The following is a 23,221-nucleotide window of genomic DNA, read 5'->3' as shown; positions in this document are numbered from 1 at the left end:
ACAACAAATGATTTCACCTTAGCGATGATAAACTGAACCGTATCACAAATAGACGCAATGGATTTAGTTTGAATGACAGACTCATTCTTTAAAATAAGGCGTAATCCCTCTTGAATATAGGTTCTCCACTAACTTAAAAAATTGTTCCGACGATAAATCCTTTTGACGTTGGAGCCAAAGCCGAAATAAAGAAAGGGAAGTTGTCAGGTTAAACTCAATTAAGTATGGCGTTAAGGAATGGTTTTGCGGAACGTTTAATTCTAATTGATTCAAATTGATTTCTTTTTTTAAGCGTTTTAAAAAGTGGGCACTTCCATAATCACCCAAAAGTGCACTAAGAACCAGGAGATGTTCTCTTTTGTCCAGACAATAGAGCGAATCTTGAACCGTATGCATCGAAAGCTCTTTATTCGCCAATTCTTTTTTCATGTCATTCAATAAGTCATCTTCAACAGAGTCTAACAATTCGTAAATGTCGGTAAAGTATTGATAAAAGGTGCTGCGGTTATATCCTGACTTATTCGCAATTTCCTGAATCGAAATTTTCTCAATCGGCTTTTGGCTATATAACTCACAAAAAACTTCTACAAACTTTTGTCTTGTTTTCTCCGTTATTTCAGGTTGCTTTTTCATGTTTTCCCCCTACAAGCGAATGACAATATCATCCGACAAATCATAAAAAACTGATGGTTGATCAAGGAATATTGAAGATTTATAATCACATCATACAACATGTTGTCTGATAATCAAAAACAAATGTTAATAAGTAGGGGTGGTATTCATGTCAGCAAAACAAGCTAGAATTTTAATTTTTGGCGCAGGTGTCATCGGTAGCATGTACGCAATTAAGCTTATTGAAGCAGGGTTTGATGTTAGCCTGTTTGCACATTCTAATAGATTTAAATTATTAAGAGAACATGGCTTGCAATATAATGAAAAAGGTACGGTTAGATCGATACAAGTGAATGTCATAGATACGCTCGAAAATGACGATATCTACGATTTCATATTCGTTACCGTTCGTTATGATCGGTCCGAATCAGCGTTGTTAGCGCTAAAAGATAATCAAAGCAAAAATATAGTTACGATGACTAGTAATTCTATTGGATTTTCTTCGTGGCTGGATATCGTAGGGGATAGACTTTTACCGGCTTTCCCCGGCTTCGGCGGACAGATTAAAGATGGAGTATTGCATGCTCGATTTCTACCGAAGTTTATAGCGGCAACTGCATTTGGGGAAATTAATGGAGTAGTGACAGAACGCGTAGAAGACCTAGCAAAATTATTTAATACAGCAAAGCTTCCCTACGTTATTAAAAAGGATATGCAGGCGTATCTAATCACACATTCCGTATCAGACATTGCCATGTTGAGCTTTTTGCATTCTGAGAATAAGGTTATTGACAAAAAAACAGCCAGAACTAGAAAAACGGCACGCAAAATAACAGTCACTTTAAAAGCGCTTCTAAGGGCAATACAAAAAGCTGGCGTTACAATTGATCCACCCATGCTCAAAATGGTGCTAAAATTACCTAACTTAATTTTGGATTTTTTATTTATGACTTGGCTACGAACTAACATGGTTAGTGATATGATGTTGCCGGACTATGCGAATAATGCTAACAATGAGATTGTGCAGCTGAGGAATGATTTAATGAAATTTTTAAGTCAAAATGATATATCCTCAAATTAAAAAAAGAAAAAACCCTTATGCAGGGTTCTCTCAAAATAAAAAAAATCAGAATGCTTATTCGCCGAATGCTACTTCCCCGGGCCATTGCAGCATCCCGCCGGCAACATTTACGACTTTATAGCCTTGTGCGTGGAGAAAATCGCAAGCTTTGCCGCTGCGACCGCCACTGCGGCAAATCAGAACAATGTCCTGGTCACCTTGCTTGAGCTCATTTAGACGCTCTTGCAGCTCCGAAAGCGGGATGCTCCGCGCTTCCTTAATATGTCCATCTTGCCATTCGTCCGGTTCACGCACATCGATCAAATTTATGGATTTTCCTTCTTTCAGCTGGTTGTCTAGCTCAGCTGACGTTATTTCCGGATACATATGTTACCCATCCCTTCAAGCTTATCAGTTTAGTTGTTTACACATCAGCATTGTATCGCGAAGGGCATTTAATGTCCATAACCGCAAGAAGTATTACCGATCATCGGGAGCTTGCTGCGCAAAGCAGCAACCATCCCGCTCTCCAGAAGCCGCTACCGTTTGTTCTTGTTTTTGGCAGCGAGCAATCGATTAATGGTAACATTACTCTCTACCGTACTTTCCTGTACGGGAGCCTCTTTTACCGACCCGCTTCCTGCTCGCTCCTCAGACTTCTTATCCGAAGAAACGCTATGGTTCTGAAATACTGCTGCTGATTGGCCATTCTTAGCAAACTCTTGTTTCGACCCTGTATGTGGTAGATTCTCACCTATGACGGAGCGGTCATCTCCCCTATAAAAGCGAGTAGTTTCCGATCTGCGCTCATTCAATCGGGTCAGGCTGACGGTTGGAGCATTGGGCACCGCTGACTTTTGACCACGGACTATTCTTTTGGAACGAAACGGCCGCACAGCCAGCTCATACACGCTTCCCCAAGGGATAGACAACCTTCGAATCGCGATATCGATAACCCACAGCAGCAGCACTATCACCCATAACACCCTTGCAGGGTCAAAGGCTTGTCGAGAGGAAAGTGGATCAAACTGAAAGGCCATCGCTGGGTTAGCTGCATCAAGTAACCTGCCACCGGTAATCTCCGCAACTTGCTTCATTACAGACGGTCCGTTCACATTCGTTATTCGATACTCTGGCGAATATGGAATAACAAAACCTGCGGTTGTCCCGTTTTGAATGGCCGATGAACCTGAGGATTGACCAATCTGGGCCAAATATACGCCTGGTTCAGTGATGCTCAGCTGCGTCTCGTATTCATCCGGAGCCACCGGCATCAGCCGTTTTTGTTCATTATTCCCTGCTTGGTCTTCAATTCCCACCGTAAGTCCACTTCTTGCCCCTTCTCCCCCTGTTTGGGAGCGAACGCGCAAAGTCGCTGCGCTGCCATCCATTTGAGTAGTGATCGAATAAGGGGTGCTCTCAAACTGCGGGAATGTCCATTTGACCCAGTCGACGAACACTTTGGGAAGTTCGGGCCATTGCACAAAGCTGCCGGACCATTTCCCTGTTAAATCGCTCGTCCACGCAACCGTTCTTCCCGAACCGTATGCCCAGCGCGCGAGGAGCGGATCACTATCGGGCGTCCAAAGAGCGATTTCGGCCGTTTCTTTAGGCGTGGTCGCGATATAAGCGTTTATGGAAGGAATCCCATTTTGCCATAGTGAGGACCAATCTCCTGCTTGACCGATGCTTGGAGTAAAGGTTTGCTCCACGATATAGGTTCTTGACATCATAACCGTCTCACGGCTGAAGATAGCCGGAAGCGTGCTTTGATCCTTCGTAAAATAGTAGCGGCCCTTCGCATTGTCCGCAAGCCGCTTTAGCAGCTGCTGATCGGCTCCCTCTCCAACCGCTACCGTAGATAAAGTCATGTTCTGCTCGTTCATCTGGTCCGTTATGAGCTGATAATTGGCGTTCATTCCGGATTGGCCATCCGTAAGCAAAATCATATGTTTGCGCTGAGCATCCAGCTTAGCCAAACCCTCATAGCCGCTGCTTAGCGCCGAGAAGATTTCCGTGCCGCCTTCGGCTTGAATGCCTTGTATTTTGTCCAGAACGGCTTCACGGTTCGAAAGCTGCGTAGGCTCCACAACCCACCAAGGTGAGGAATCAAAAGCAACCACGCCAACCGTATCGATATCCCTGAGCAGTTCTACGGTTCTCATCGCCGCTTCCTTCGCTAGCTCAAGCTTTCCATCCATCATGCTGCCTGAACGGTCAATGACAAGAACAAGCCCAATCGATGGAATTTGTTTTTTGCCCTGCAAATCCATATAGACGGGAAGGGCCCGCTCAATCGGCGTTTTGAAGTATCCGCCCAGACCGAAGCTTTCATCGCCTCCGAGCATAACAAGTCCAACGCCATAATCACTGACGGCTTTTGTGATCCAATCCATCGGTTTCTCCGCAATACGGGTGGCGGAAACATTATTCAAAATAATGCTGTCGTACGCTGCATAATCGGCTAGTTCTACGGATAATTGCTCAGGCAAAATCGTTTGATAGCGGATCACGGATGCTTTCAGCGCTGCTTCGATATTGGCTGATGTCCCGTTCCTTCCTTCAACGATCAATACGGAAGGCGGTCCACTTACCCTGCTAATGGCATGTGCCGTATTGTTCGCGGACTGCTCATCTCCTGACATGAACAGCTCGGCTCTAAACCGATGAAAACCGGGGGCTAGCGCAACACTTTGCAAAACAAAGCGGTTGTCCCCCTTCTCCAGCTGAAGCTCCGAAATCGATAGCTCCGTTTGGTCATCATAGAGACGAAGCTGCGCCGTGCCAGCTGCAGTACTGCTGATGGCGAGCTCGAATGTAAACGTTTCTCCTTGCTTTAGTGCTGCTGGGACGATCAATTCCTCAATGGCTGCATCCGTTGCTACGATAGATTCCAGCTGTACGACATCAACCGAAATACCCGAATTTGCAAGCATTCGCGCTTGCCTGCGTACATCGCCTGCATTTTCCGCCCCATCGGAGAGCAGGACGATCCGTCCGCCGCCATCCTTCTGCAGCATAGCTGCAGCCAGTTGCAAGCCCTGAGATAGATCAGTAAATCGCTGATTTACATCTACATGGAACATAAATCCGCCTTCGACGGTGATAGGCTGCGGAGTCAACGTTTTCTCTACAGCTGCATTCAGTCCCGAGGATATGATTCCGCCACGGTCCTTCGATGCCTTCGACATCCAAGCTTCCGAAATCCACTCGCCAGCCACCGTATCTGCCCTCATGCTCGCAGATCGATCGGCTACGAATACGACATTCCGCTGTTCTTTGTCAATGTAAGGCTGAATCTCTGCGATCATTGCGATAATCAGCAATAGAATAAAGCCGCGTATGGCAATCGAAACGATTTTTCGCTTGCCACGCAGTCGCACCGTCATTTTGGATGCCCATATCAAATAAAAAAACCAAGGTAGCAGAAGCAATAGTGCCCAAGGCAGGTTAGCTTGAAAACCCACGGCGGTACACCTCCCATTCCGCGGCCATCATGAGCAGCAATACAATAGCCGCGTACAGCTGAAGCGACAGCTTTTGCCCTTGATCCTGCTTATTAGCGGGGCTTGAAGATGTCTCTGCTTGGCTATCGGCTATTGCTGTTAATTCAAGTTTCGTCTCCGAAGCGGAATCGTTGCTTTGCAGCTCCGAATGATCAGCGGTTACCGCAAGGAGGCGGCTACTCACCACAGCGCCATCCTTATTGCTTTCAATAAGTCGAAACAGCCCAGGCACAGAAGGAGCCGTCAGCTGGGTGGACAAGTCCAAAGCCAGCTCCGTCTTCTTTCCATACCGCTGCTGCTCGGCTGGCAATCCGCCTCCAGCCAGCTCTACAGCCTCCCAGGCTGCGCTAACCGTTTCTGAATGTAGCGACAATTCAAGCGGTTTCTCCGCCACCGCTGCGCCAAGTTCAAGCTGCGATCCTCCGCTCATCCACTGAGCAGCCTGGACAATGAGTACCGGAAACTCAGGTCGAAGCGGCAAATCCGTTTCTTGAAGGTTAAAGGTGAAACGAAGCTTTGGTTTTCCTTGGTCCGTCCCGGCATAAACTGCCGGGATACCACCATAGCTTAATACGGCATCTCCCCATACGAGATCTGCCGAATTGGGTAAGGCTAACCTTCCGATGTGCGTATCTGCAAAAGTAAGATATGACGTAACGGGATGCTCCTTTGTTTCCACTCGCGTGTTTGCCGGAATGACGGAAGTCTTATCCGTTTGGTCAGGATGGTCGATAAGCCAAAGCGGCTTGTCCGATAGCAGCTTAGACCACTCTGGATCGCCGACTAGCCGCTCGCTGGAACCATCTAACACGATCCAATCCACCTTGGCTGCTTGCTCGCCTGCAGGAGCCGCGCTGCCAGGACTAACTTTGACAGGCTCAACTCCAGCCAGTTGCAGCGCCTTTTCCAGAAACAAATTTCCATCGGTGATGAGCAGCGCTTGCCGGTTGCGAGGAGCAGCGGGGAACTGATAAGCGTCGTTATCACTCTGTACCGCGTCATTAAGCTGTTGAATATGCGCTTTATAATAAAGCGCTGGCGGGAGAGATGCTATTTCGACGCTTTGCCACTCTTCTGCCGGAACGGCTATGCTGGGTGCTGCTGCAAGGATAGACTCCTTCTCTGAAGACTCGGCATATATTTCAAGCTTGACCGTCTGGTCTTGCCTGCTGTCGTTACGTACCGTTATGACCCCGTTGCTTGTCCCCGTTTCCCCTTTATCCGCTTTGACGCCAAAGTATAAGATCGACAAATTGCCAAGCGGCTGCTTTTCGTCCACCATAACCAGGTCAACGGGGGCTTTCAGTCTCAGCTTATTCGCTTCTTCAGCATCAGACCAGTAACCATCTGTAAAAATAACGGTTTCTCCCGACGGATCCTCCTGCAAAAGCGAATCTGCCAGCGAAAGCGCTCCCGCGTTATCGGATTTCCCGTAATATGGAAGAATCGATTCAAGGCGCTCCTTGATCTGCTCTTTATTCGTGAGTCTACTGGCTATTACTTCAGGCTGAGCTCCTGTCGCAACTAAGGTAACAGGCCGGCCAGCCGCTTGCCGATCTAACCATTGGCTTGCTTTTTGAATGGCAAGCTCAAGGCGAGTAGCTGCTAAAAAATCAGTATCCTGGTAGCCTGGCTTGGCCGCCATGCTCGCCGAACGATCAACCAGCAATACGACATGTGCCGTAGGCTTTGCAGCCCTCAACCATACAGGCTCCATTAGAGCAAATACGATAAGCAAGGCCACAATCAGTTGCAAAATCAGAAGCCACCGGCTGCGCAGCTTTTGCCAAGGCCGATTCGCTTCTTGCTCCTGCAGCACCTTTCGCCATAATAAATGGCTTGAAATTTCTTTATTTTCATAGGTTCTCTTCAAAATGTACATGGTCGCGATCACAGGCAACGAAGCTGCGAACCAGGCAGACGCGGCTGACAAAAACTGCATCCATTCCCCTCCTTTTCTTAGATTTTTTGCAGTTAAATAGTAAGCTTCGTTATTTCTCGCCTTGTTATTTGTTCAACACATTCGCGGAGAGAAAGGTCGTCCTGATCGTTTCCTCGAGCGGAGTATCCGTATTAACAAATAGGTAAACGGCGCCAAGCTCAGCGCAAATGCGCTTTAACTCGTGTTGAAAGCTTGCTACTGCTTGACTATACTCCTTCAATAGCTTATGGCCGATGGCTACTTCCTTGCCCGTTCCACGCTCGCTGTCAATCAGGTTAAGCTCACCGCTCAAATTGGGCTCAACCTCATCTTGAGATAAAAGATGAACAAGAACGACATGCTGCCTAGCTGCAATGAACGTTACCAGTGCTTCATGAATGCCCTGCTCGAACATGGCATCGGTAAAGATCCAAGTCGTGCCTGCCCGGCGCGGAAGTGCTGCTGTCGCTTTGAATGGTGACGCCATATCCGTCGTATCCAGAATCGATTCATTTGCTGGTGGCGCCTCTTTGGTTTGCCGCATCGTTTCAGCCACAAATTGAAACAGCTTGGCAGAAGCCGCACGGCCATGAAGCGGGGGGAGCTCTCCTATGATGCGATCCCGGAACAATTGCATGGAGACACGGTCATCGCCGCTAAGCCCGATATAACCAAGGCAAGCCGCTAATCGCAAAGCATAATAAGCTTTGTTCTCTTCCTCATCGCCAAAAGCCATGGAACGTGACACATCCACATATAAGTGCACATGCAGCTCCTGCTCGTCCCAATATTGGCGCATAAAAGCTTTGCCGGTCCGTCCATAAACATTCCAATCGATTCGCCGAATATCGTCACCTGGAGAATAAGGGCGATAATCCGCAAATTCCTGAGACCCGCCGAGTGAGCTCGAGCGCCGCTTGCCCGCCAAGGTTCCCTTGATTTGCACGCCCGCGTTAATTCTCAATCGTTCCAGCTCAGCAAGCAGCGAAGGATTTGGAAAGACAAGCTGCAGCGCTTGCTGGGGGGTTAGCGTGCTTCCAGTTAGGCTTTCAGGTTTTCCTTGCCCTGTTGGAAACGTCATCGTTCGGCCTCAATGGATTGAAGAATGGCTTCCGTCATTCGATCGCTCGTTATACCCATGGCCTGTGCTTCGTAGCTTAGTATGATGCGGTGCCGCAGCACAGGGAGCGCAGATTGACGAATGTCATTCCATGAAATGTGAAGCCTCCCTGCCATTAACGCCCTGGCCTTGCTAACCGATATGATTGCTTGCAAAGCGCGCGGTCCTGCTCCAAAACGGACATATTTCCGAATGTCATCAGGCGCATCCTGCTCGTGCGGATGCGACATCATCACCACTTTTACCGCTAGATCCAGCATATCCTCGCTTACCAAAATTTGCTTCACTGCCAATTGAAGATCAGTCAGCTCGGCTGCGCTCATTACGACAGATGCCTGCGGCTGAGAGGTTGATGTCGTGCGCAGCACGATTTCCTTCAGCTCCTCGCGGCTAGGGTAATCGACGCCGACCTTCAGCAGAAAACGGTCCAACTGGGCCTCAGGCAGCGGATACGTGCCCTCCTGCTCGATCGGATTTTGCGTAGCTAGCACGAAGAATGGCTTCGGCAAGCGATGAGTTTCTCCGCCTGCCGTTACCGTTCCTTCCTGCATGGCCTCGAGAAGCGCGCTTTGTGTCTTCGGCGTTGCCCGGTTAATCTCATCGGCAAGAACAAGGTTGCCAAAGATCGGTCCTGGCTGAAAACGGTGGGCTGCGCTTCCTTGCGAGCCAAAGTCTATCAAGGTTGTCCCCGTAATATCTGAAGGCATGAGGTCGGGTGTAAATTGAATTCTTGAGAATTGCAGCGCAACACTGTCCGCAACTGTTCGGATAAGCATGGTTTTGCCTAAGCCAGGTATTCCTTCAAGCAGGGCATGTCCGCCTGCCAGCAGACACCATAGAAGCTGCTCAACTACCGCTTGCTGACCCACGATGACACGGCCAATCTCTTCCCTGAGCAAGGCGATGCGCGCGGCAGCCTCTTCCAATTGCGCTTTTGTTTCAATCATTTGGCATCATCTCCATCAACGATTCGGTTGGATTTGTTCAAAATATTGTTTGACCTTCTCCTGCATGCTGTCCGGCAGCTGAGACCGCCCTAACGACTTCTTCGCTTCGGCCTGATATTCGTTGTACACTTCCTCATAGGGACGCGTCATGCCATCAATCATCGGCGATTGACCGCCTGTCTCCGTCTGCCCTCCGGAGGCTGGGCCGCCATCCTGCTGCACATTCCCCGAGCCCGCAAGGCCGCGAGGTGTCGTAATCAGGTTTCTTCCGCCCGTGCCGAGACCGGCACCTGCTCCGGCACCTGCTCCGCCACCTGAACCTGAACCGCTTCCGCTTCCAGAGCCAGATCCCGAGCCAGTGCCGGTCCCAGAGCCATTGCCATTGCCTGAACCAGATTCAGATCCAGATCCAGTTCCAGTTCCAGAGCTAGGTCCAGAACCAGAGCCTGAACCAGACCCGGAGCCAGCGCTTGAACCGCTTGGGCTGGATGAAGAGCCTGAGCTTGGGCCGGACGCTTGGCTCCCCGCGCCAGATGAAGAACTAGGCGTGCCGCCCGTACCTGCGGCACCTCCCGCACCTGCAGCGCTCTGCCAGCCCGGCGGCACCGCGCCCCCCTGCGCAGCCAGCTGCTGTGCGAGCTGCTGGCCGCTCTGCTCTAGCTGGCCCGCCATGCTCCGGGCCAGCTGTTCCAGCTCGCCCTGCGACAATTCGCGGGCGAGCGCTTCCTCCAGCGCGGCGAGACCATCGCCGTCGCCGCCATTGCCCGGGGCGGCTTCGCCATCCGCCCCGTCGTCTCCTGCGGCGCGTGCCTGCTGCGCCGCCTGTTCAAGCGCCGCCGCTAGCTCTGCGGCGCCCTCTTCCCGCGGCTGCTCTGCCGCCAGCCGCTCCAATGCTTCCGCCAGCGCTTCGCGCTGCTCTGGCGTCAATCGCTGCAGCTGCGATCGCATATTGCTGATCGCCTGCTTCATCCCTGCGGCGTCTCGGTCCTGCAAAGCTTGACCGAGCTGCCGCAGGCTTGGCTCCTTGCTCATCGCATTCGCCGCAGTCTCCATCCGCTGCGCCGCTTGCTTCGCCGCCTCTGCGGCCTTCTCCAGCTCGCGGATCGCAGCCTCCAGCTGCTCCAGCGCCTCAATACCGCTGCCGCTCAACGCGTCAAGCTTGCTTCGCAGCTCCTCCAGCGGCTGAAGCAGCTCTTGCTTCGCTTCCTTCGGCAGCTCCGCTGCTTCTGCAAGCTCGGCGAGCTTCTCCGCTTCCTGCTCCAGTACCGCCACCCGATCCTTCGCTTGAGCCAGTGCTTCCGCCCGCTCATCGAGCGGATTAGGCAAGGCGAACAGCGCTGCCGTCACCAACCCTACTGCGGCTGCGCCATATACTAGCCGCCGCCAGCTTCGCCATGATGGCCAGGGCAAGCTTGTATGCAAATTGCTTACATAACGCTCCGCAGCCGCAATCGCATCTTCCCGCTGCAGCCTGACGATCGGCTTTGCTTCTTCGTCTTCCTGCTTCAAGCCGTCAAGCGCAGTTGCGATTGCGTCTTCCGTTTCCTTCCGGTCCATCGCTCGTGCGGCATCCCTTAAAGTGGCGCGCTTCCATAAACCGAAGCAGATGCCTATAACAACGCCAGCTCCGATCAACGAAACACCCCACGAACGAGCGTGCAATATCGGAACCAATCTACTGATGCCGAGCAGGACTAGAGCTGCTGAGCTGCCGCCTAGCAAGCCTATTAACGCAAAACGGCTTATCGTAAACAACGACAATCTTATTCGCACTGGGCGAAGCAGCTCAATCAACGACTTCATATGCATAACCGCCCTTCCAAGCCTTATCCGAAGATACCCGCATAATCAGCTAATCCAATTAAAGTTTCAAACGCGGACGCAAGCTGCGAATGCCTACCCATAAAGCAATAACCGACAGAACCGTATAAATAATCATAAATTCCTGCCACAACGCCATGGGAGCATGCTTGGTCGAAGGAGAACCCATGTTCACTGTAAAGGCCTGCTCCGAAATGGAAGGGTCCAAAATGCTGTATAATGCAGCCACAGGATTCCAAGCAATAAAATGCCCTACCCAGCTATAAGAGGCCGTATTGGAATATGGGTTTTGTTCGACCATGTTGACTACAACAAAAAACAGCAGAGCTGTTCCGCCAAAAATAAACAAAGTAACGCCGTAGGTTACGATGACGGAAATCATGGTCCGTTTAAACAAGGAAGAAAATAAAATGCCGAAGGAACCCAGCACGAACATAATAAACAGATAAAACAGAAAAACAAGGATAAGCTGACTTGGCGAAATGCCGCCATACAAAAACATCATACTGTACACCGGAATCGTACTCACCACGATCAACACCATAAAGCTTAAGGAGGATACAAGCTTGCTGAGCACGATCGTTGCCGAGCTCTGCTGCGTGGTCAGCAATAAATTTAGCGTCTGCTTCTCCCTTTCCCCACTAATGACGCCAGCGGTTAAGCCAGGCGCCATGAAGGCAATCAAACCAAGCTGTGCCATACTCAGAAAATAAAACAGCACCTTGCTCTCTTCCGGATTAAAGGATTGTCCCCCGCCGGAATTGATTTCCGTCAAATATATTGCGCTAAGCGCCATTAACCCAATAGCGAACAAATAGAAGAACAGTGTCCACATCGCGCGCGGCGTTCGCATTCTTAATTTAAACTCTTTGTTAAGCACCGGATTGATGAGCTTATTCCGCCAGTTGATATCCTGTTTTCTCATGGCTGCTTGTTCCTTCATTCGATTCCTTCGCCTCCTTTCGTAATTTCCAGGAATACATCCTCCAGATTCGTTTGCGCTTCGCTGAACGAAATCAACTGAAAGCCTGCCGAGACCATGTCATGCAGCAGCTCCGATTGCTCCGCATCCTGTCCGCCAAAGTGAATCTGAATGCCGCGCTCATCCCGCAAAATCCGGTTAACGTAAGGTCGGTCGCGCAAAAATGCCTCCGCTTCTTCTTCCCGATCTCGCAATCTGACATGCAAGAAGCGCTTCACTCGCAATTTGTTTTGAATATCCGCCACGTTTCCGATGGCAATCATCTCGCCATGCTCGATTACGCCAATCTCATCAACCATCTCAGCAAGCTCTGGCAAAATGTGGGAAGAAATGATAATGGTTTTGCCCATCGCCTTAAGTTCCCGAAGAATTTCGCGCATTTCAATACGCGCGCGCGGGTCAAGCCCGGAAGCCGGCTCATCCAAAATGAGCAGCTCAGGATCATGCACCAGGCAGCGGGCCAGACAAAGCCGCTGCTTCATTCCGCGGGAGAGAGTATCCACGTAGGCGTCCTTTTTATCACTTAAATTAACAAGCTCCAGCAGCTGCGGAATCAATTCCTCGCGCTCGGCTTTTGGTATGCCATAGCTGGCCCCATAGAAATGCAAATACTCAACCGTTTTGAACTGGTCGTAAACCCCGAAGAAATCGGGCATATAACCGATTCTTTTCCTCACCTCTTGCGGGTGCAGCGTTACATCAAACCCATCTACCTTTGCATAGCCGGAGGTTGGCATCATTAAAGTCGCCAAAATGGACATCGTTGTCGATTTTCCCGCTCCGTTCGGACCGACAAATCCAAACACCGTGCCTTTGGGAATCGTCAGGTCAATGGATTTTAGCGCTTGGAAGCTCCCGAATACTTTTCGCAGCTGCTTGATTTCAATCATAGGCACTTCACGATCTGCCGCTTCCTTCGTCTCACCGTCTGTATTTTGCTGTAAGTCAACGTTTATAATTTCGATTTCGCTGTTTTTGCTCACCGGCTTTTCACCTCTCCTTCCAAAGCGATTAATGGCAATGCAGTATCCGCGCTGCCTTTTATTGTATATTTCATGCGAAGCAATTGATGATTAATGATATATTCGTTCGGGTCTGCGGCAACGTCAACGGAATCCGTCCAGTCACCCTCGGCCTCGTTCCATACTGATAGGAATAGATTCGACCCTATTGCACCGTTATTCAATATAATTTCAAGTTTGTCGTATGCGATTTCTTCATTATCCGAAAGCATATATTCAAATACGACTTCGCCTTCCCCAAAGGAATACATGCCGTCTCCATAATTATCCATGCGATTTACTTTATTCTCCGTGATAATAGGCTTAATATGTCCGGCTGGCACAATCGCCCGGTCGCCGTCCACAAAAGCCCCGTTCAGCTTTTGAACCCACATTTTTAAATTATCAGACTTTACACCGCTGCCATTTACCTTGTAATTTTGCTCATGATCTGTGCTGAAACCGATCACCAGAGAATCGGGTGCCGAAAATCCCCCGTTCCTGCGATTAATAAAATTGTCTAAGAGCTGACGCTCACGCCTGAATTCATCCTTGCTTCGATAAGAAGAGTTCGGAAAGATCGATGATCCATAAGAATAATAGCCGGAGACATTCCCGTTATTTATCGATATGGTCGCCTTGCCGCTCTCTCCACGCTTCAAATCACCGATAAGCTGGGCTTGTCCGCTGATTAGCAGCGCGACATGCGTAAGATCGCTTTTCGTCTCATTGGTAGCTGTCACTTCGATATCATTGCTGTTCCTTCTGTAAGATAGCTTAATTTGTCCCGCTTCTCCCATCACCCTTCTGTCGATCCAAAGCTTCCGTGTAGACCAATAAGGGACAGAGCGCCATAGCGCTTCTGTTTTTTTATCTATGGAAATCACTTGTGTTTTGCCGTCCAGCGCAAGATTTCCGTTTTGGAATTGGTTCGCATAAGGAATGACGCTTACCTTCTCATCAAACTCGGCTTTTACCGTTCCGCCTGTCGGTATGAACACGGCAGTTGCTCCTGACCGAATCGCATCTCCCTGTCCGACAAGCTCAACAATTTCAACGGTATGCGCGGACATATTCCGTTTGTCCTCTGCGCCGAAGAAAAAAAGAACGAATCCGGTAACGACGGATAACAGCGGAATTAACCACCATGACCATTCTCTGCGGTCTGCTTTGGCCAATAAAATATAAAGAATAGGCGCAACAACGATCATGTACCCAATAAACATGAACATCAGAAACATGAAATTAGGAGGCTTGATAGAAGGAAATTCATTAATAATGGAATCCATGCTCCAATACATATCATTGGTAGCTTGCGTTGATGTTACGGCTTGAATCGGAGACAGTGAATTCTGCAATAGCTTAGCCCATAACATCGCGCTCCCTGACCATGTAGCAAACGGTGCTAATGATGGGTCGAAAGCCACAGACAATACGCTGCCTGATCCCAGCTTGCGAGACACGGTCAAGGCTTGTCCGCCTTCCGATTGCTCTACGATGCCATCTGTAACCTTCCCGGTCGCTATAGCAACCGGAGCATCCAATTTAAGCTCCGTTCCGCCGTAGCCTTTCAACGAATCTGCACTCGTCAAGGATGACATACCGGCCGCCTCAAGCGGCGCAATTGCTTTAAAGGCTTCTGCGGTTTTGCCGTAACCGGCTCCGCCTGAGAGGATAAGCGTACCTCCGAGCTTAACCCAATTCTGGATAGCTATTATTTTGCGCTGACTCCAATCAGCGGTCGCAACATCGTTAATGACGAGTACTCTAAGCGTATTTAGTAAAATGGGATCATCCGGCAAATCCTTCTCCGAAACCGGAATTACCGTAATGTCGTAGCCTCTTTGATTCAACGAAGGCATGAAGTTCAACGTATCCGGATCGCGGGAAATCACCCCAATGGTATAACTGCTCGTTGCCCGAACATCTATGTAGCTGGTTCCGATAATCGGAATGGTTTTTCCTGATTTGAATGAGTCCTTGTAAAAATGAATACTGTTATTGTCTTTGTTAAGCACGTCTCCCGGGATCGATGCCGTGAGCTGAATAGCGGCCCCCCTCGGCAGTTCTGCAGGAATGACGGTATCGACAGTCATTCCGTTTCTTGAGGATTGGTTAGTGATGACTAGCTCGCCCTTCAAATCCTGAGCCGTATTGTTCGTTAGGGTAAGCCTGACGGGATACCACTCATTTTGTTTGACATAGCCCTGGAAACCAGAGCTAAGTTCTAGAGAGATCCCGCTGCCTTGCTCCGCTGCTTTTACATTGCCAGATAAAACCGGGCAAACCGCCAGCAAGAAGCAGATTACCGCAAATCCAAATGATTGAAATCCTTTTCTAAAAAATCGTTTCACCTTGCAACCCCTCTCTTTTTCGTTTCGCATTTGGGTGTCCATCCTTATTTTAACGTTTTTTACAATGGAAAGGTTGCTATTTTTTCCAATTTCGTTTGTCGAAAGATATCTATTCTTGATCATAAACAAACAAAAAAAGCGACAACCTGCCGTTTGCCTAGTTTTAGTTAGGCAAACAGCGATTGTCGCTTTTATCCATTTTATTTTCGTTAGAACCTTACCGCCGTCCCACTTACAGCAACCATTAGCATTCCTTCGCGGACAACTTCATAATCAATGTCAATGGCGACAATGGCATTGGCGCCAAGCTTTGCAGCTTGATTTTTCATTTCTCCGATTGCCACATCCCGGGCTTCCTTAAGCTTGCTTTCATAGGCACCGGAGCGTCCACCCACAATATCCGTAATCGAGGCAAAAAAGTCGCGAACCACATTCGCTCCCATAATAGCTTCCCCCGTCACGATTCCTATATATTCCTGAATCGGTCTTCCTTCAATCGTTGGCGTTGTTGTAATCAGCATAGCCAGGCTCCTCTCGCTTCTGCACGAAGCGTATATGAAATCGTTTTGCCTTGTATTACGGTCCAGCCTGAATGATTGTTTCAATTATTTAATTAAGCTCATTAATTTTTATGTGAACAGCCTCATCAGAGCCCGTTTGAATCGTAATACTTACCCTAACTCCAAATTCTTTCGCATCCGTGCGGAGCCATAGCACAAAATGCTCTTCTGCTTGGCCTCCTGCCAATGGTTTTCTTCCCTCGTATTTATAATCCGTGATCGAGGCACCCTGATAAACCTTAGACGTTTCCTCAACCGCCAGTTTTCCCCATTTGGCATACGATGGTTCCGCATACAGTGCCGCCTCTTCCGTGGGCATGACCTCAGAGTGGGCTAAGCTTAACAATACAAACACGGCTTTCATTACGATATGGCGCAGCATAGGGCAGACAACCTTTCTGGGCGATTGTTATCCTATCTAGCCTCACCTTCTTGGTTTCGTCCTATGCATGCTGCCCTTTACAGCCAAAAGCCCATTTTATAGGGATAAGTGCCCCTTTTTCATTTGAAGCATATTTTAAATTATGATCTGAAGGAGGCGCACCATGATACAAAATCAGCCTTACATGCAAATGCAATCGAATGCGGCAATGCCGGAGAGCAACGCGTCCATACAACCAAACCTTAGTTTGCCGAATAAGCCTATCCAGGCTGAAACGGAAGCAGCACCCAGTGTCCAATGCCACTGTTGGGTAGATTTTGGTGCAATGCACGGTTTCGGCGACATGCATGACTATGGGATGCATGATATGCATGATATGCACGACTATGGCATGCACCCTATGTACGATTACCATGGCATGCACCACATGCATCACATGCACGCAATGCATGACTACTACGCTATGCATCATATGCAGGCTATGCATGACTACCATGCTATGCATCACATGCATGGCATGTATGGCATGCATCCGATGCACGAAATGACGGATTTCCATCCGGCCATGCATGGTTACTGGCACTCCCCTATGGCTGATGAACATCATCCATACAACAGCTGGGACAATGCTTCTCTCAGCGATCACCATCATTGGCACGACTCGTGGCATCAGCCTCAGCAAGTCTGCTTCCCAGTCGTATGTGCTCCCCAAGGTAAGCCTGAACTGAAGTAATCCCATCATTTTAAAGAGCTTTTCTAACGCTAGTACATCCCTAAGAGCCTTGATCTCCGCTAATAGTCGGAGGTGAAGGCTCTTCTTTTCTCGATTACGTCGGTTTAATGCCACATGCCCAGTAAGCTAGCGGGACAAGCTCCCTTCTAGCCGTGGACGCATGCGGCAATAACCAATAGGAATTTGGATTAAGCATGTTTGATTTCGCTGAATCATGTCGTAGAGCGCGTTGCTTCCGCTCGCATCAAAGCCAAGCAGCGGACGTCCTGCCATACCAATGTCGGAAGCAGCAAGCAGCAGGCGCTGCACAAGCATGCCCGCCTCCATCTGCTGAATCCGATACCCCCGGTAACCAAGCTGCGCGCGAAAATAATCGATGTCTCCTGCAATATGAAAGCAGAGCGGCACCTGATGCATATTCACATTGGCAAGCGACAGCCCTTCTTGCAATTGCAGCCTGTGATCGCCAGGGCGAACCATCCGCAGCTCGTTCGCTGAATCGTCATATAGATAGGCACCATTACTCAGCCCTTCAACGCCGTAGAAACATCCATACAATGCAATGCGGGCCGCTCGGTTATGATGCCCTTCATCCAAGTCGTTGCGATGCCTAGTTTCACCGAAAGTCTTCTGAAGAAGGGCTGCGAGGTCGATAAGGCTTACTGGCCGCAATACAAAATCGTTTTCCGGAGAATATCTGTTCCGGCATGCCGAGTCAAAATCAATCGACCGGCTCTCCAGAGCTGGCAAGGAAATGCCCTCGCCCAAACCCGTTAATGCAACCTCAGCCTTTACGGTTCGGAACAACCTAGAGCTTTCCATAATGGAAGCCCGGTTCGCTTCTAGGAGCATAGGATAAGGCAGCACCCGCTGAGAACGCATGTAGGACTCATGCTCGGCAGGCGCCAGCATTGCAACTAGATCCGCTGAAGCCGAATGCCCTTTTTCTATAGCGGTTTGTATAAACCAGTTATCATTTCGCTCAGCATTGGCATGAAGCGGGATGACTGCATACACACTTTCCTTACTAGCCGTCAACCCAAGCAAATGATTAACAGATCGATCCAGAAATTGGAAATATACGCCTGTCTCTGCATCTATCGCTTTAGCTGCCTCTGTCATCTGTCCAATAAGCAGTCCGGCGTCCAGCCCCTGCAGGCGGTATGAAAAATTAAAATATTTAAAATAGTTTTTCCAAAACACGGTCGATACGAATACGACGCCAAAGCAGGCTGATATCGCGCAGCGTCGGCCAAGTGACTCGCTTACATAGTCATCGAAGTTCCCTTCCCGGAGCAAAATCAAACGATGGTGCGCAGCGTCGTAATGATAAACCCCAAACGGCAGTCCTTCCATTTTTAGATAAAGGTAAAGCTCGCTTGGATACAATCCCCCGCCTGAAGGCACAAAGCGTCTGCAGTGCAGCAGTGGGCTTCCCCACTCCTCGCCCTCTCTAGCGTCATCGAAGGACTGGCTCAACTGAGTCAGCCCAAATGCATACCAGAGGAAATGACCCATATCCTGAAGAGATACCGCTGCCCGTTCACCTGTACCAAGCGCTAGCGGAATGTCCGCTGAGAGCGGGTATATCGGTTGCCCACGATAGAGCTTATACGTTAACGGAGCGTCCTCCCAATCGGTTTCTCGCTCTCCCAGCCTCGTTTTGTCCGGGTCAAATTGCAGTTGATGCAAAAAAACCTTCAGACTCATTCGCTTCCCTCCTAAAGGCTGTACTCACCGGTTATGGAAACGGATGAGGGTGCAAATTTAACTGTTCCGTTGTCAGGGGTTCCTTTGCGTGCCCTAGCAGTACCGGAACGTTTAGCACACGGTCGAGCCCTGTCAAGCGAACAAGATGCTGTCCGAATGACATAGGCAGCATTCCCGGAATTAATACTTTAACGCAATGAAGACCGTTCCGCATCGTTTCCGGTGTGGTCTGGTTTATGACAATGACATCCATGTGAAGCTGTTTGAACGCTTGTAGGATCGATCTCAAATCTTCCGTTAAATCCGCATTCCACTCCCTTTGTTTAAATTCCTCTGCGAAGGTTCGCGCCGGTTGTTTATTCTCAAGCAAAAAATGCAAGCGTTCCTCTGCTTGCTTAAGCCCATATAACATCGAATGATCATCCATTTGTTTGACCAAATAGGGGTCCTCTAACATCTGCTCGTAATGTTCGCGATTTTCTTCGAGTTTCTCGTTCAAGGATAACAGCATGCCTGCTAGCTCATGAATTGCTCCTTTTGCCGCGTGTACCGGATCGGGATGAGCCCCTCCAGCGCATATGAGGTTCACGCCTTTGTCCGTTTTATTTTTGGCGACCGCCCAAATGCTTGGAATGCCATTTTCCATCGTGGCATTAAACAAATGAACATCGTAGTTGGCAACCTCTCTTAACCGATCAACCATAAGCTTTAATTCCAGGTTCCCCGACGAATAGGGATCAATCGGAACAAGCGGCAGCTTAGCATACCAGGTTAACAAAAAGGCATCGCGCTCCACGACTTCCATGATGCCATAAAAAACCGCCTCCTCTAGACTGCCTCCCAAAGCGCAGCCATTCGAGGTTTCATATACAAATCCATGGCCGCATCCCGAGCTGTAATAAGCAAGAAGCTCCGGCACGAGCAGCGGCCGCTCTTGCAAAAAGGAGTACCCCCATACCCAGTCGATGGACTGGGTTGGATCAAAGGGCTGAAACGGAAAATTGGACCGCTCATACATCGCCTTATCGTGAACACCGACCAGCCTAGGATCGAGCGCTTGCTCCTTTAGCCTGTTGAAGCTATCGTGTACAGCCGTCTTTTTTCCGCGCGGAGACATGCCGCAATATCGCTCCAACCCTTCCAGGATTGCAGTCATTTCGCTATCTGCATAGGAATGCGTTCGTCCTGCACAACCCTCATCGCTTGAGAATAAAGGCAAATTAATGCTGGCATCCGCAAACGGCGACGCGAGGTCGATCATCTTGCCGTTCAAAAAACCAATTCTCGTATCCATATAATCATTGGCAAGCAACCCTTTTAACTCCGACTTTGAACGACTCCGATAGCTGCTTTCGTTTATTTTCAAGCTTGGCTGCAGCAAGATTCGGGCACCTTCTGCCGAATCCTCCGGAAGACTTCCGCATACGGGGCATAGCGGATCAGGCAAAAAGAAATGCGATGAACTGTTCAGTGATTGAAGATGAACGTTCATGACATGATTCTGCAGCCGCGCAGGTGAACCGTTCAATACTCTGCGCGCTTCCATCGCAATTATTTTAGCCATATGCGAGAGCCCCGTGCGCGAAGCCCACAAATCAGGAAAACTTCCTCCATGCAGCAGCTGCTGAAGTTCCCACATCTCCTTTCGGTCGTTTCCCGCCATTAAACGCCGGTAATCCGCGCACTGGGAACATCCCTCCGCATTCGCAACAACCAACGGGCCGATCATCCCCTCCCCAAAGGTTACGAAACCGCGGAGCCAGGGAATCCCGGATATTCGGAACGCTTCCTCTGCCTGCAAATGTTCGAAAGGATCATAGCCGTCATTTAATACCAGAGCAAGGCTAGCATCTGCAGACACTTCCGAGCTGAAGTCAGTTTGCCAAGCCAAATGATAATCCCCTGTCAGCTCCGCGCACACAAGCTCAGCAAGCTGTCCTTCCCCTACGATCACTACAATAGCGCTCACAGCCCCTCCTCCTCTCGAAGCGATACGCCGAACACCCCCGCCATTTCCTCCTTCATAAAGGCTTCAATGGCCATGTCGTATGTTATTATTTTTTTGTTCATCCGTTTTAATTGTTGTAAAGCTGTTAATAAGCTTTCTCGATGTGTCTGGGTATCATCTTGCGTAATGGAAATGCTGCCAGCTTCTGCTTTTATTAGGTGAACTGAGGATAGGAAAAGGCTGCTCCCGACCTCTGCTTCTTTTTTATTTTGAATGGTAAGCAATACTTGCTGAAGCGCCCTCCGCAGTGCCTTCGTTCGATTAAAATCAACAGCCCCGTACCAATTGCCTTTTATGCCTACCCAAGCTACCGGGAAACCTAGCGCGTCATCGCTAAAGCCAATCTCCGGATGTTCTAGCAGAGTATTTAACGAGGTTAAATAGAAACGGATATGACCATCCTCCACAACATCTAGCGTTACCATCGAAATCGTAACGGGCTGCTTTTTAAGGCTTTGAATAAGCTCCTGATTCAAGCATTTTTGCAAGGCACGGCTCAGCCCCTCTGCAACTGAACGTCCCGCTCCTACCCCGAGGAATACATGGTCCGCTTGCATCAAAGCATCGCTGCCGCCTATGCTCTTTGTTTCAAAAAGCACCTCTTCCAATCTCGCTACGTATGACTCTAACCCTGCCAATCCAGCTTCTGTCCGGGCTTCTTCATGATTTAGACCGTTGTAGATCTTCTCTGGCCTGAGCTCACTAGGCCCAAGCGATAATGGATCCGCAATCTGAACACGGCATTGCGATAATGGAAGCTGCAGCAGCTCCCCTTCCTCCCATAAGTGAAATATTCCGGTTTCAGAGGAGGTCAGCCTGCTAAAATACGTGATTAGGCTCTTGCTATTAGCCGTGCGCTCATCGTCCTCGCTCTCTACTATTGCCTCCACATCATCAATCACAGCAGCCGCGGGAATACGATTCGCTAACGGATGAGTTAAAAAAGGATGCCAGCTTCCTTCTAACGTTTCCAGGTTTAATAGATACAATTTGTTATTCAGGTCAGGCCGGATCACCTCCGCGGATGTTTTTAACCATTCAAATACAACAACATTCGCAAGCAATGCTTCCGCTGTAGAAGAAACCGAATGGTCCACCGAAGCCCTACTGATAGCGACTTGATGAATTCTGCGCCAAGCCGATTCCCAGCACCCATCCGATTTCGGATGTACGAGAGGGCCAGCAATGCCCGTTTGTTCCAAAATAATCGCTGGCAGCAGTACCTTTTTTTCTTCTCTGCATGCTTGATGAATTGCTTTTAGTTCAATTTCCTCAGGCGCCGTGGCTACATAAAAAACCGCGTCAAACGGCTGGATAGCCTCTTTCCAATCCACGTTTCCTTCCGAGGGCATGAGTATCTCGTCCACTCTAACTTGCTGATCTGAGAGGCGCGCACGCTCAGCCAATTCATATATCCGTTCCCGATCAGTCTTCTCTGAATGGGTAACCAATAGCTGGATACGGGGCATACCGGCTTCCAATAACGCTTTTACCAGTGAAACAAAAAAAGAGCCTGATCCGACGGCCAGGACGGTTGATTCGCGAAAGAGCTGGAAGCGGTAGCCGCCTGAGCCTTCAAAGCTGTCTAAAAATTCAATTTGTGAAGCATACTTCTGTTGCACGCTCTCATCCAACTGATGCGGTTGGTCACTACTAACATCTCTAACATAGCCATTCGCGAATAGAACCTCTGCAATTTCATATACCCTTTTTTGATAGGGCTCCGACAATCCGTTAGTCACTTCCTGCATAGAATGCTCGCCGTTAAAAATAGGCATCAGCTTCTCTATCCATTGATTGATAGAGGCGCCTTCCATCCGGAATGAACCAATGTTGTTGCGAAAATAGACGCTTCCGTCCGATCCGGGCAGAAAAAAAGTATCTCCTCTTACTTTAAGACGCGTAGAAGGATTCAAAGTCCATTCCTCCTTATCGTAAATCGTCACTTAGACTGACGTTTTTCCTCTTTAAAAGATATGTAGCGCCCTTTGTCCGTCATGCCAATTGAAATACAGAAAAAACGCCTCTGACAGCGGGATGGCTGTAGAGGCGTTTCGATTTTATTTTGCATTCTATAATTCGACTTAACCATTGATAAGCTATTTGCTTAACGACAACGGGCACAACCACCGCATCGCGCACAGCCTCCGCAGCGGGCACAGCCCGCACATCGTGCGCAACCACCTCCGCAGCCGCCACAACCGCCACAAGAACAAAATCCGATGCAAAATCCGATACAAAATCCAATACAAAGACGCGCTTGGTTAGGATCGACTTGCCCTTGGCCGGCATTTGGCGTCATCCCGCTTGTTTTGTAAGGGTCCATATTCAAATGTTGCAAATCATTTTTAAACTCATCCATTTTCTGTAACCTCCGTTATGTGTTCATGAGTTTATCAACGCGTTAGACAAATGAGAAATGGCTTAGACACATCCGTTTGAAACGGTCTAATGTCGTTGATCGTTCATGACATATACGTATGAAGTTAGCTCCGCTAGTGTTA

General features: G+C 49.1%; 18 protein-coding genes. 2 read left to right on the top strand and 16 right to left on the bottom strand.

All coding sequences use genetic code 11. The features are described from left to right. Positions 1-81 precede the first annotated feature (81 nt). Positions 82-633 (bottom strand): TetR/AcrR family transcriptional regulator, encoded by a 552-nt coding sequence (locus FJQ58_RS28165; protein ID WP_139998544.1) that lies wholly within the window; start codon positions 631-633, stop codon positions 82-84. A gap of 148 nt (positions 634-781) precedes the next feature. Here FJQ58_RS28165 and FJQ58_RS28160 point away from each other — a divergent pair, with 148 nt between their 5' ends. Next, positions 782-1,693, top strand: a complete 912-nt coding sequence (locus tag FJQ58_RS28160; protein ID WP_139998542.1) for a ketopantoate reductase family protein — start codon at positions 782-784, stop codon at positions 1,691-1,693. Between the two features lie 54 nt (positions 1,694-1,747). Here the strand turns inward: FJQ58_RS28160 and FJQ58_RS28155 are convergent, their stop codons facing one another. From FJQ58_RS28155 to FJQ58_RS28105, 11 genes are all read right to left on the bottom strand, one after another. Then, positions 1,748-2,059, bottom strand: coding sequence for a rhodanese-like domain-containing protein (locus FJQ58_RS28155; RefSeq protein WP_139998540.1), 312 nt, complete (start codon positions 2,057-2,059; stop codon positions 1,748-1,750). A gap of 152 nt (positions 2,060-2,211) precedes the next feature. Beyond that, positions 2,212-5,139 carry a VWA domain-containing protein gene (locus tag FJQ58_RS28150; protein WP_139998538.1) on the bottom strand — a complete coding sequence of 976 codons (2,928 nt, stop codon included), beginning with the start codon at positions 5,137-5,139 and terminating at the stop codon, positions 2,212-2,214. After that, positions 5,123-7,120 (bottom strand): vWA domain-containing protein, encoded by a 1,998-nt coding sequence (locus FJQ58_RS28145; protein WP_139998536.1) that lies wholly within the window; start codon positions 7,118-7,120, stop codon positions 5,123-5,125. Before FJQ58_RS28145 ends, FJQ58_RS28150 begins: the two co-directional genes overlap by 17 nt. A gap of 64 nt (positions 7,121-7,184) precedes the next feature. Beyond that, on the bottom strand, positions 7,185-8,180 hold the full coding sequence (locus tag FJQ58_RS28140) for a DUF58 domain-containing protein (RefSeq protein ID WP_139998534.1): 996 nt from the start codon (positions 8,178-8,180) through the stop codon (positions 7,185-7,187). Further along, entirely contained in the window at positions 8,177-9,166 is a 990-nt protein-coding gene (locus tag FJQ58_RS28135) for an AAA family ATPase (RefSeq protein ID WP_139998532.1), read from the bottom strand. The genes FJQ58_RS28140 and FJQ58_RS28135 overlap by 4 nt, the downstream gene beginning before the upstream one ends. Positions 9,167-9,181: 15 nt before the next feature. After that, positions 9,182-10,969, bottom strand: coding sequence for a phage holin family protein (locus FJQ58_RS32665; protein WP_202915342.1), 1,788 nt, complete (start codon positions 10,967-10,969; stop codon positions 9,182-9,184). Between the two features lie 58 nt (positions 10,970-11,027). Further along, positions 11,028-11,930: an ABC transporter permease gene (locus tag FJQ58_RS28125; RefSeq protein WP_139998530.1), complete on the bottom strand. Its 903-nt coding sequence runs from the start codon at positions 11,928-11,930 to the stop codon at positions 11,028-11,030. Continuing rightward, positions 11,927-12,859 (bottom strand): ABC transporter ATP-binding protein, encoded by a 933-nt coding sequence (locus FJQ58_RS28120; RefSeq protein WP_140000156.1) that lies wholly within the window; start codon positions 12,857-12,859, stop codon positions 11,927-11,929. Before FJQ58_RS28120 ends, FJQ58_RS28125 begins: the two co-directional genes overlap by 4 nt. 89 nt (positions 12,860-12,948) lie before the next feature. Then, positions 12,949-15,324 carry a hypothetical protein gene (locus FJQ58_RS28115; protein ID WP_139998528.1) on the bottom strand — a complete coding sequence of 792 codons (2,376 nt, stop codon included), beginning with the start codon at positions 15,322-15,324 and terminating at the stop codon, positions 12,949-12,951. 209 nt (positions 15,325-15,533) lie between these two features. Then, positions 15,534-15,845, bottom strand: coding sequence for a YbjQ family protein (locus FJQ58_RS28110; RefSeq protein WP_139998526.1), 312 nt, complete (start codon positions 15,843-15,845; stop codon positions 15,534-15,536). An 88-nt stretch (positions 15,846-15,933) separates the two neighbouring features. After that, a complete protein-coding gene (locus tag FJQ58_RS28105) occupies positions 15,934-16,266 on the bottom strand; it encodes a DUF3889 domain-containing protein (RefSeq protein WP_139998525.1) in 333 nt (110 codons plus the stop codon). A 163-nt stretch (positions 16,267-16,429) separates the two neighbouring features. On the opposite strand from FJQ58_RS28105, the gene FJQ58_RS28100 reads away from it, so the two are divergent. Next, positions 16,430-16,999: a hypothetical protein gene (locus tag FJQ58_RS28100; protein ID WP_139998523.1), complete on the top strand. Its 570-nt coding sequence runs from the start codon at positions 16,430-16,432 to the stop codon at positions 16,997-16,999. Positions 17,000-17,125: 126 nt separating this feature from the next. Here FJQ58_RS28100 and FJQ58_RS28095 read toward each other — a convergent pair whose 3' ends face one another. The 4 genes from FJQ58_RS28095 to FJQ58_RS33445 form a co-directional block, all read right to left on the bottom strand. After that, positions 17,126-18,709 (bottom strand): SagB family peptide dehydrogenase, encoded by a 1,584-nt coding sequence (locus FJQ58_RS28095; RefSeq protein WP_139998521.1) that lies wholly within the window; start codon positions 18,707-18,709, stop codon positions 17,126-17,128. A gap of 31 nt (positions 18,710-18,740) precedes the next feature. After that, a complete protein-coding gene (locus tag FJQ58_RS28090; RefSeq protein ID WP_139998519.1) occupies positions 18,741-20,678 on the bottom strand; it encodes a TOMM precursor leader peptide-binding protein in 1,938 nt (645 codons plus the stop codon). Then, positions 20,675-22,633 carry a putative thiazole-containing bacteriocin maturation protein gene (locus FJQ58_RS28085; protein ID WP_139998518.1) on the bottom strand — a complete coding sequence of 653 codons (1,959 nt, stop codon included), beginning with the start codon at positions 22,631-22,633 and terminating at the stop codon, positions 20,675-20,677. Before FJQ58_RS28085 ends, FJQ58_RS28090 begins: the two co-directional genes overlap by 4 nt. A gap of 191 nt (positions 22,634-22,824) precedes the next feature. Further along, complete coding sequence (locus FJQ58_RS33445; RefSeq protein ID WP_420799870.1) at positions 22,825-23,019, bottom strand: hypothetical protein; 195 nt, start codon at positions 23,017-23,019, stop codon at positions 22,825-22,827. Positions 23,020-23,221: the final 202 nt, after the last annotated feature.

Origin of the sequence: Paenibacillus paridis (genome assembly GCF_006345825.1) — a bacterium.
In the GTDB taxonomy this organism is placed as follows: Bacteria; Bacillota; Bacilli; order Paenibacillales; family Paenibacillaceae; genus Pristimantibacillus; species Pristimantibacillus paridis.
This window is presented reverse-complemented; position numbering and strand designations above follow the sequence as displayed.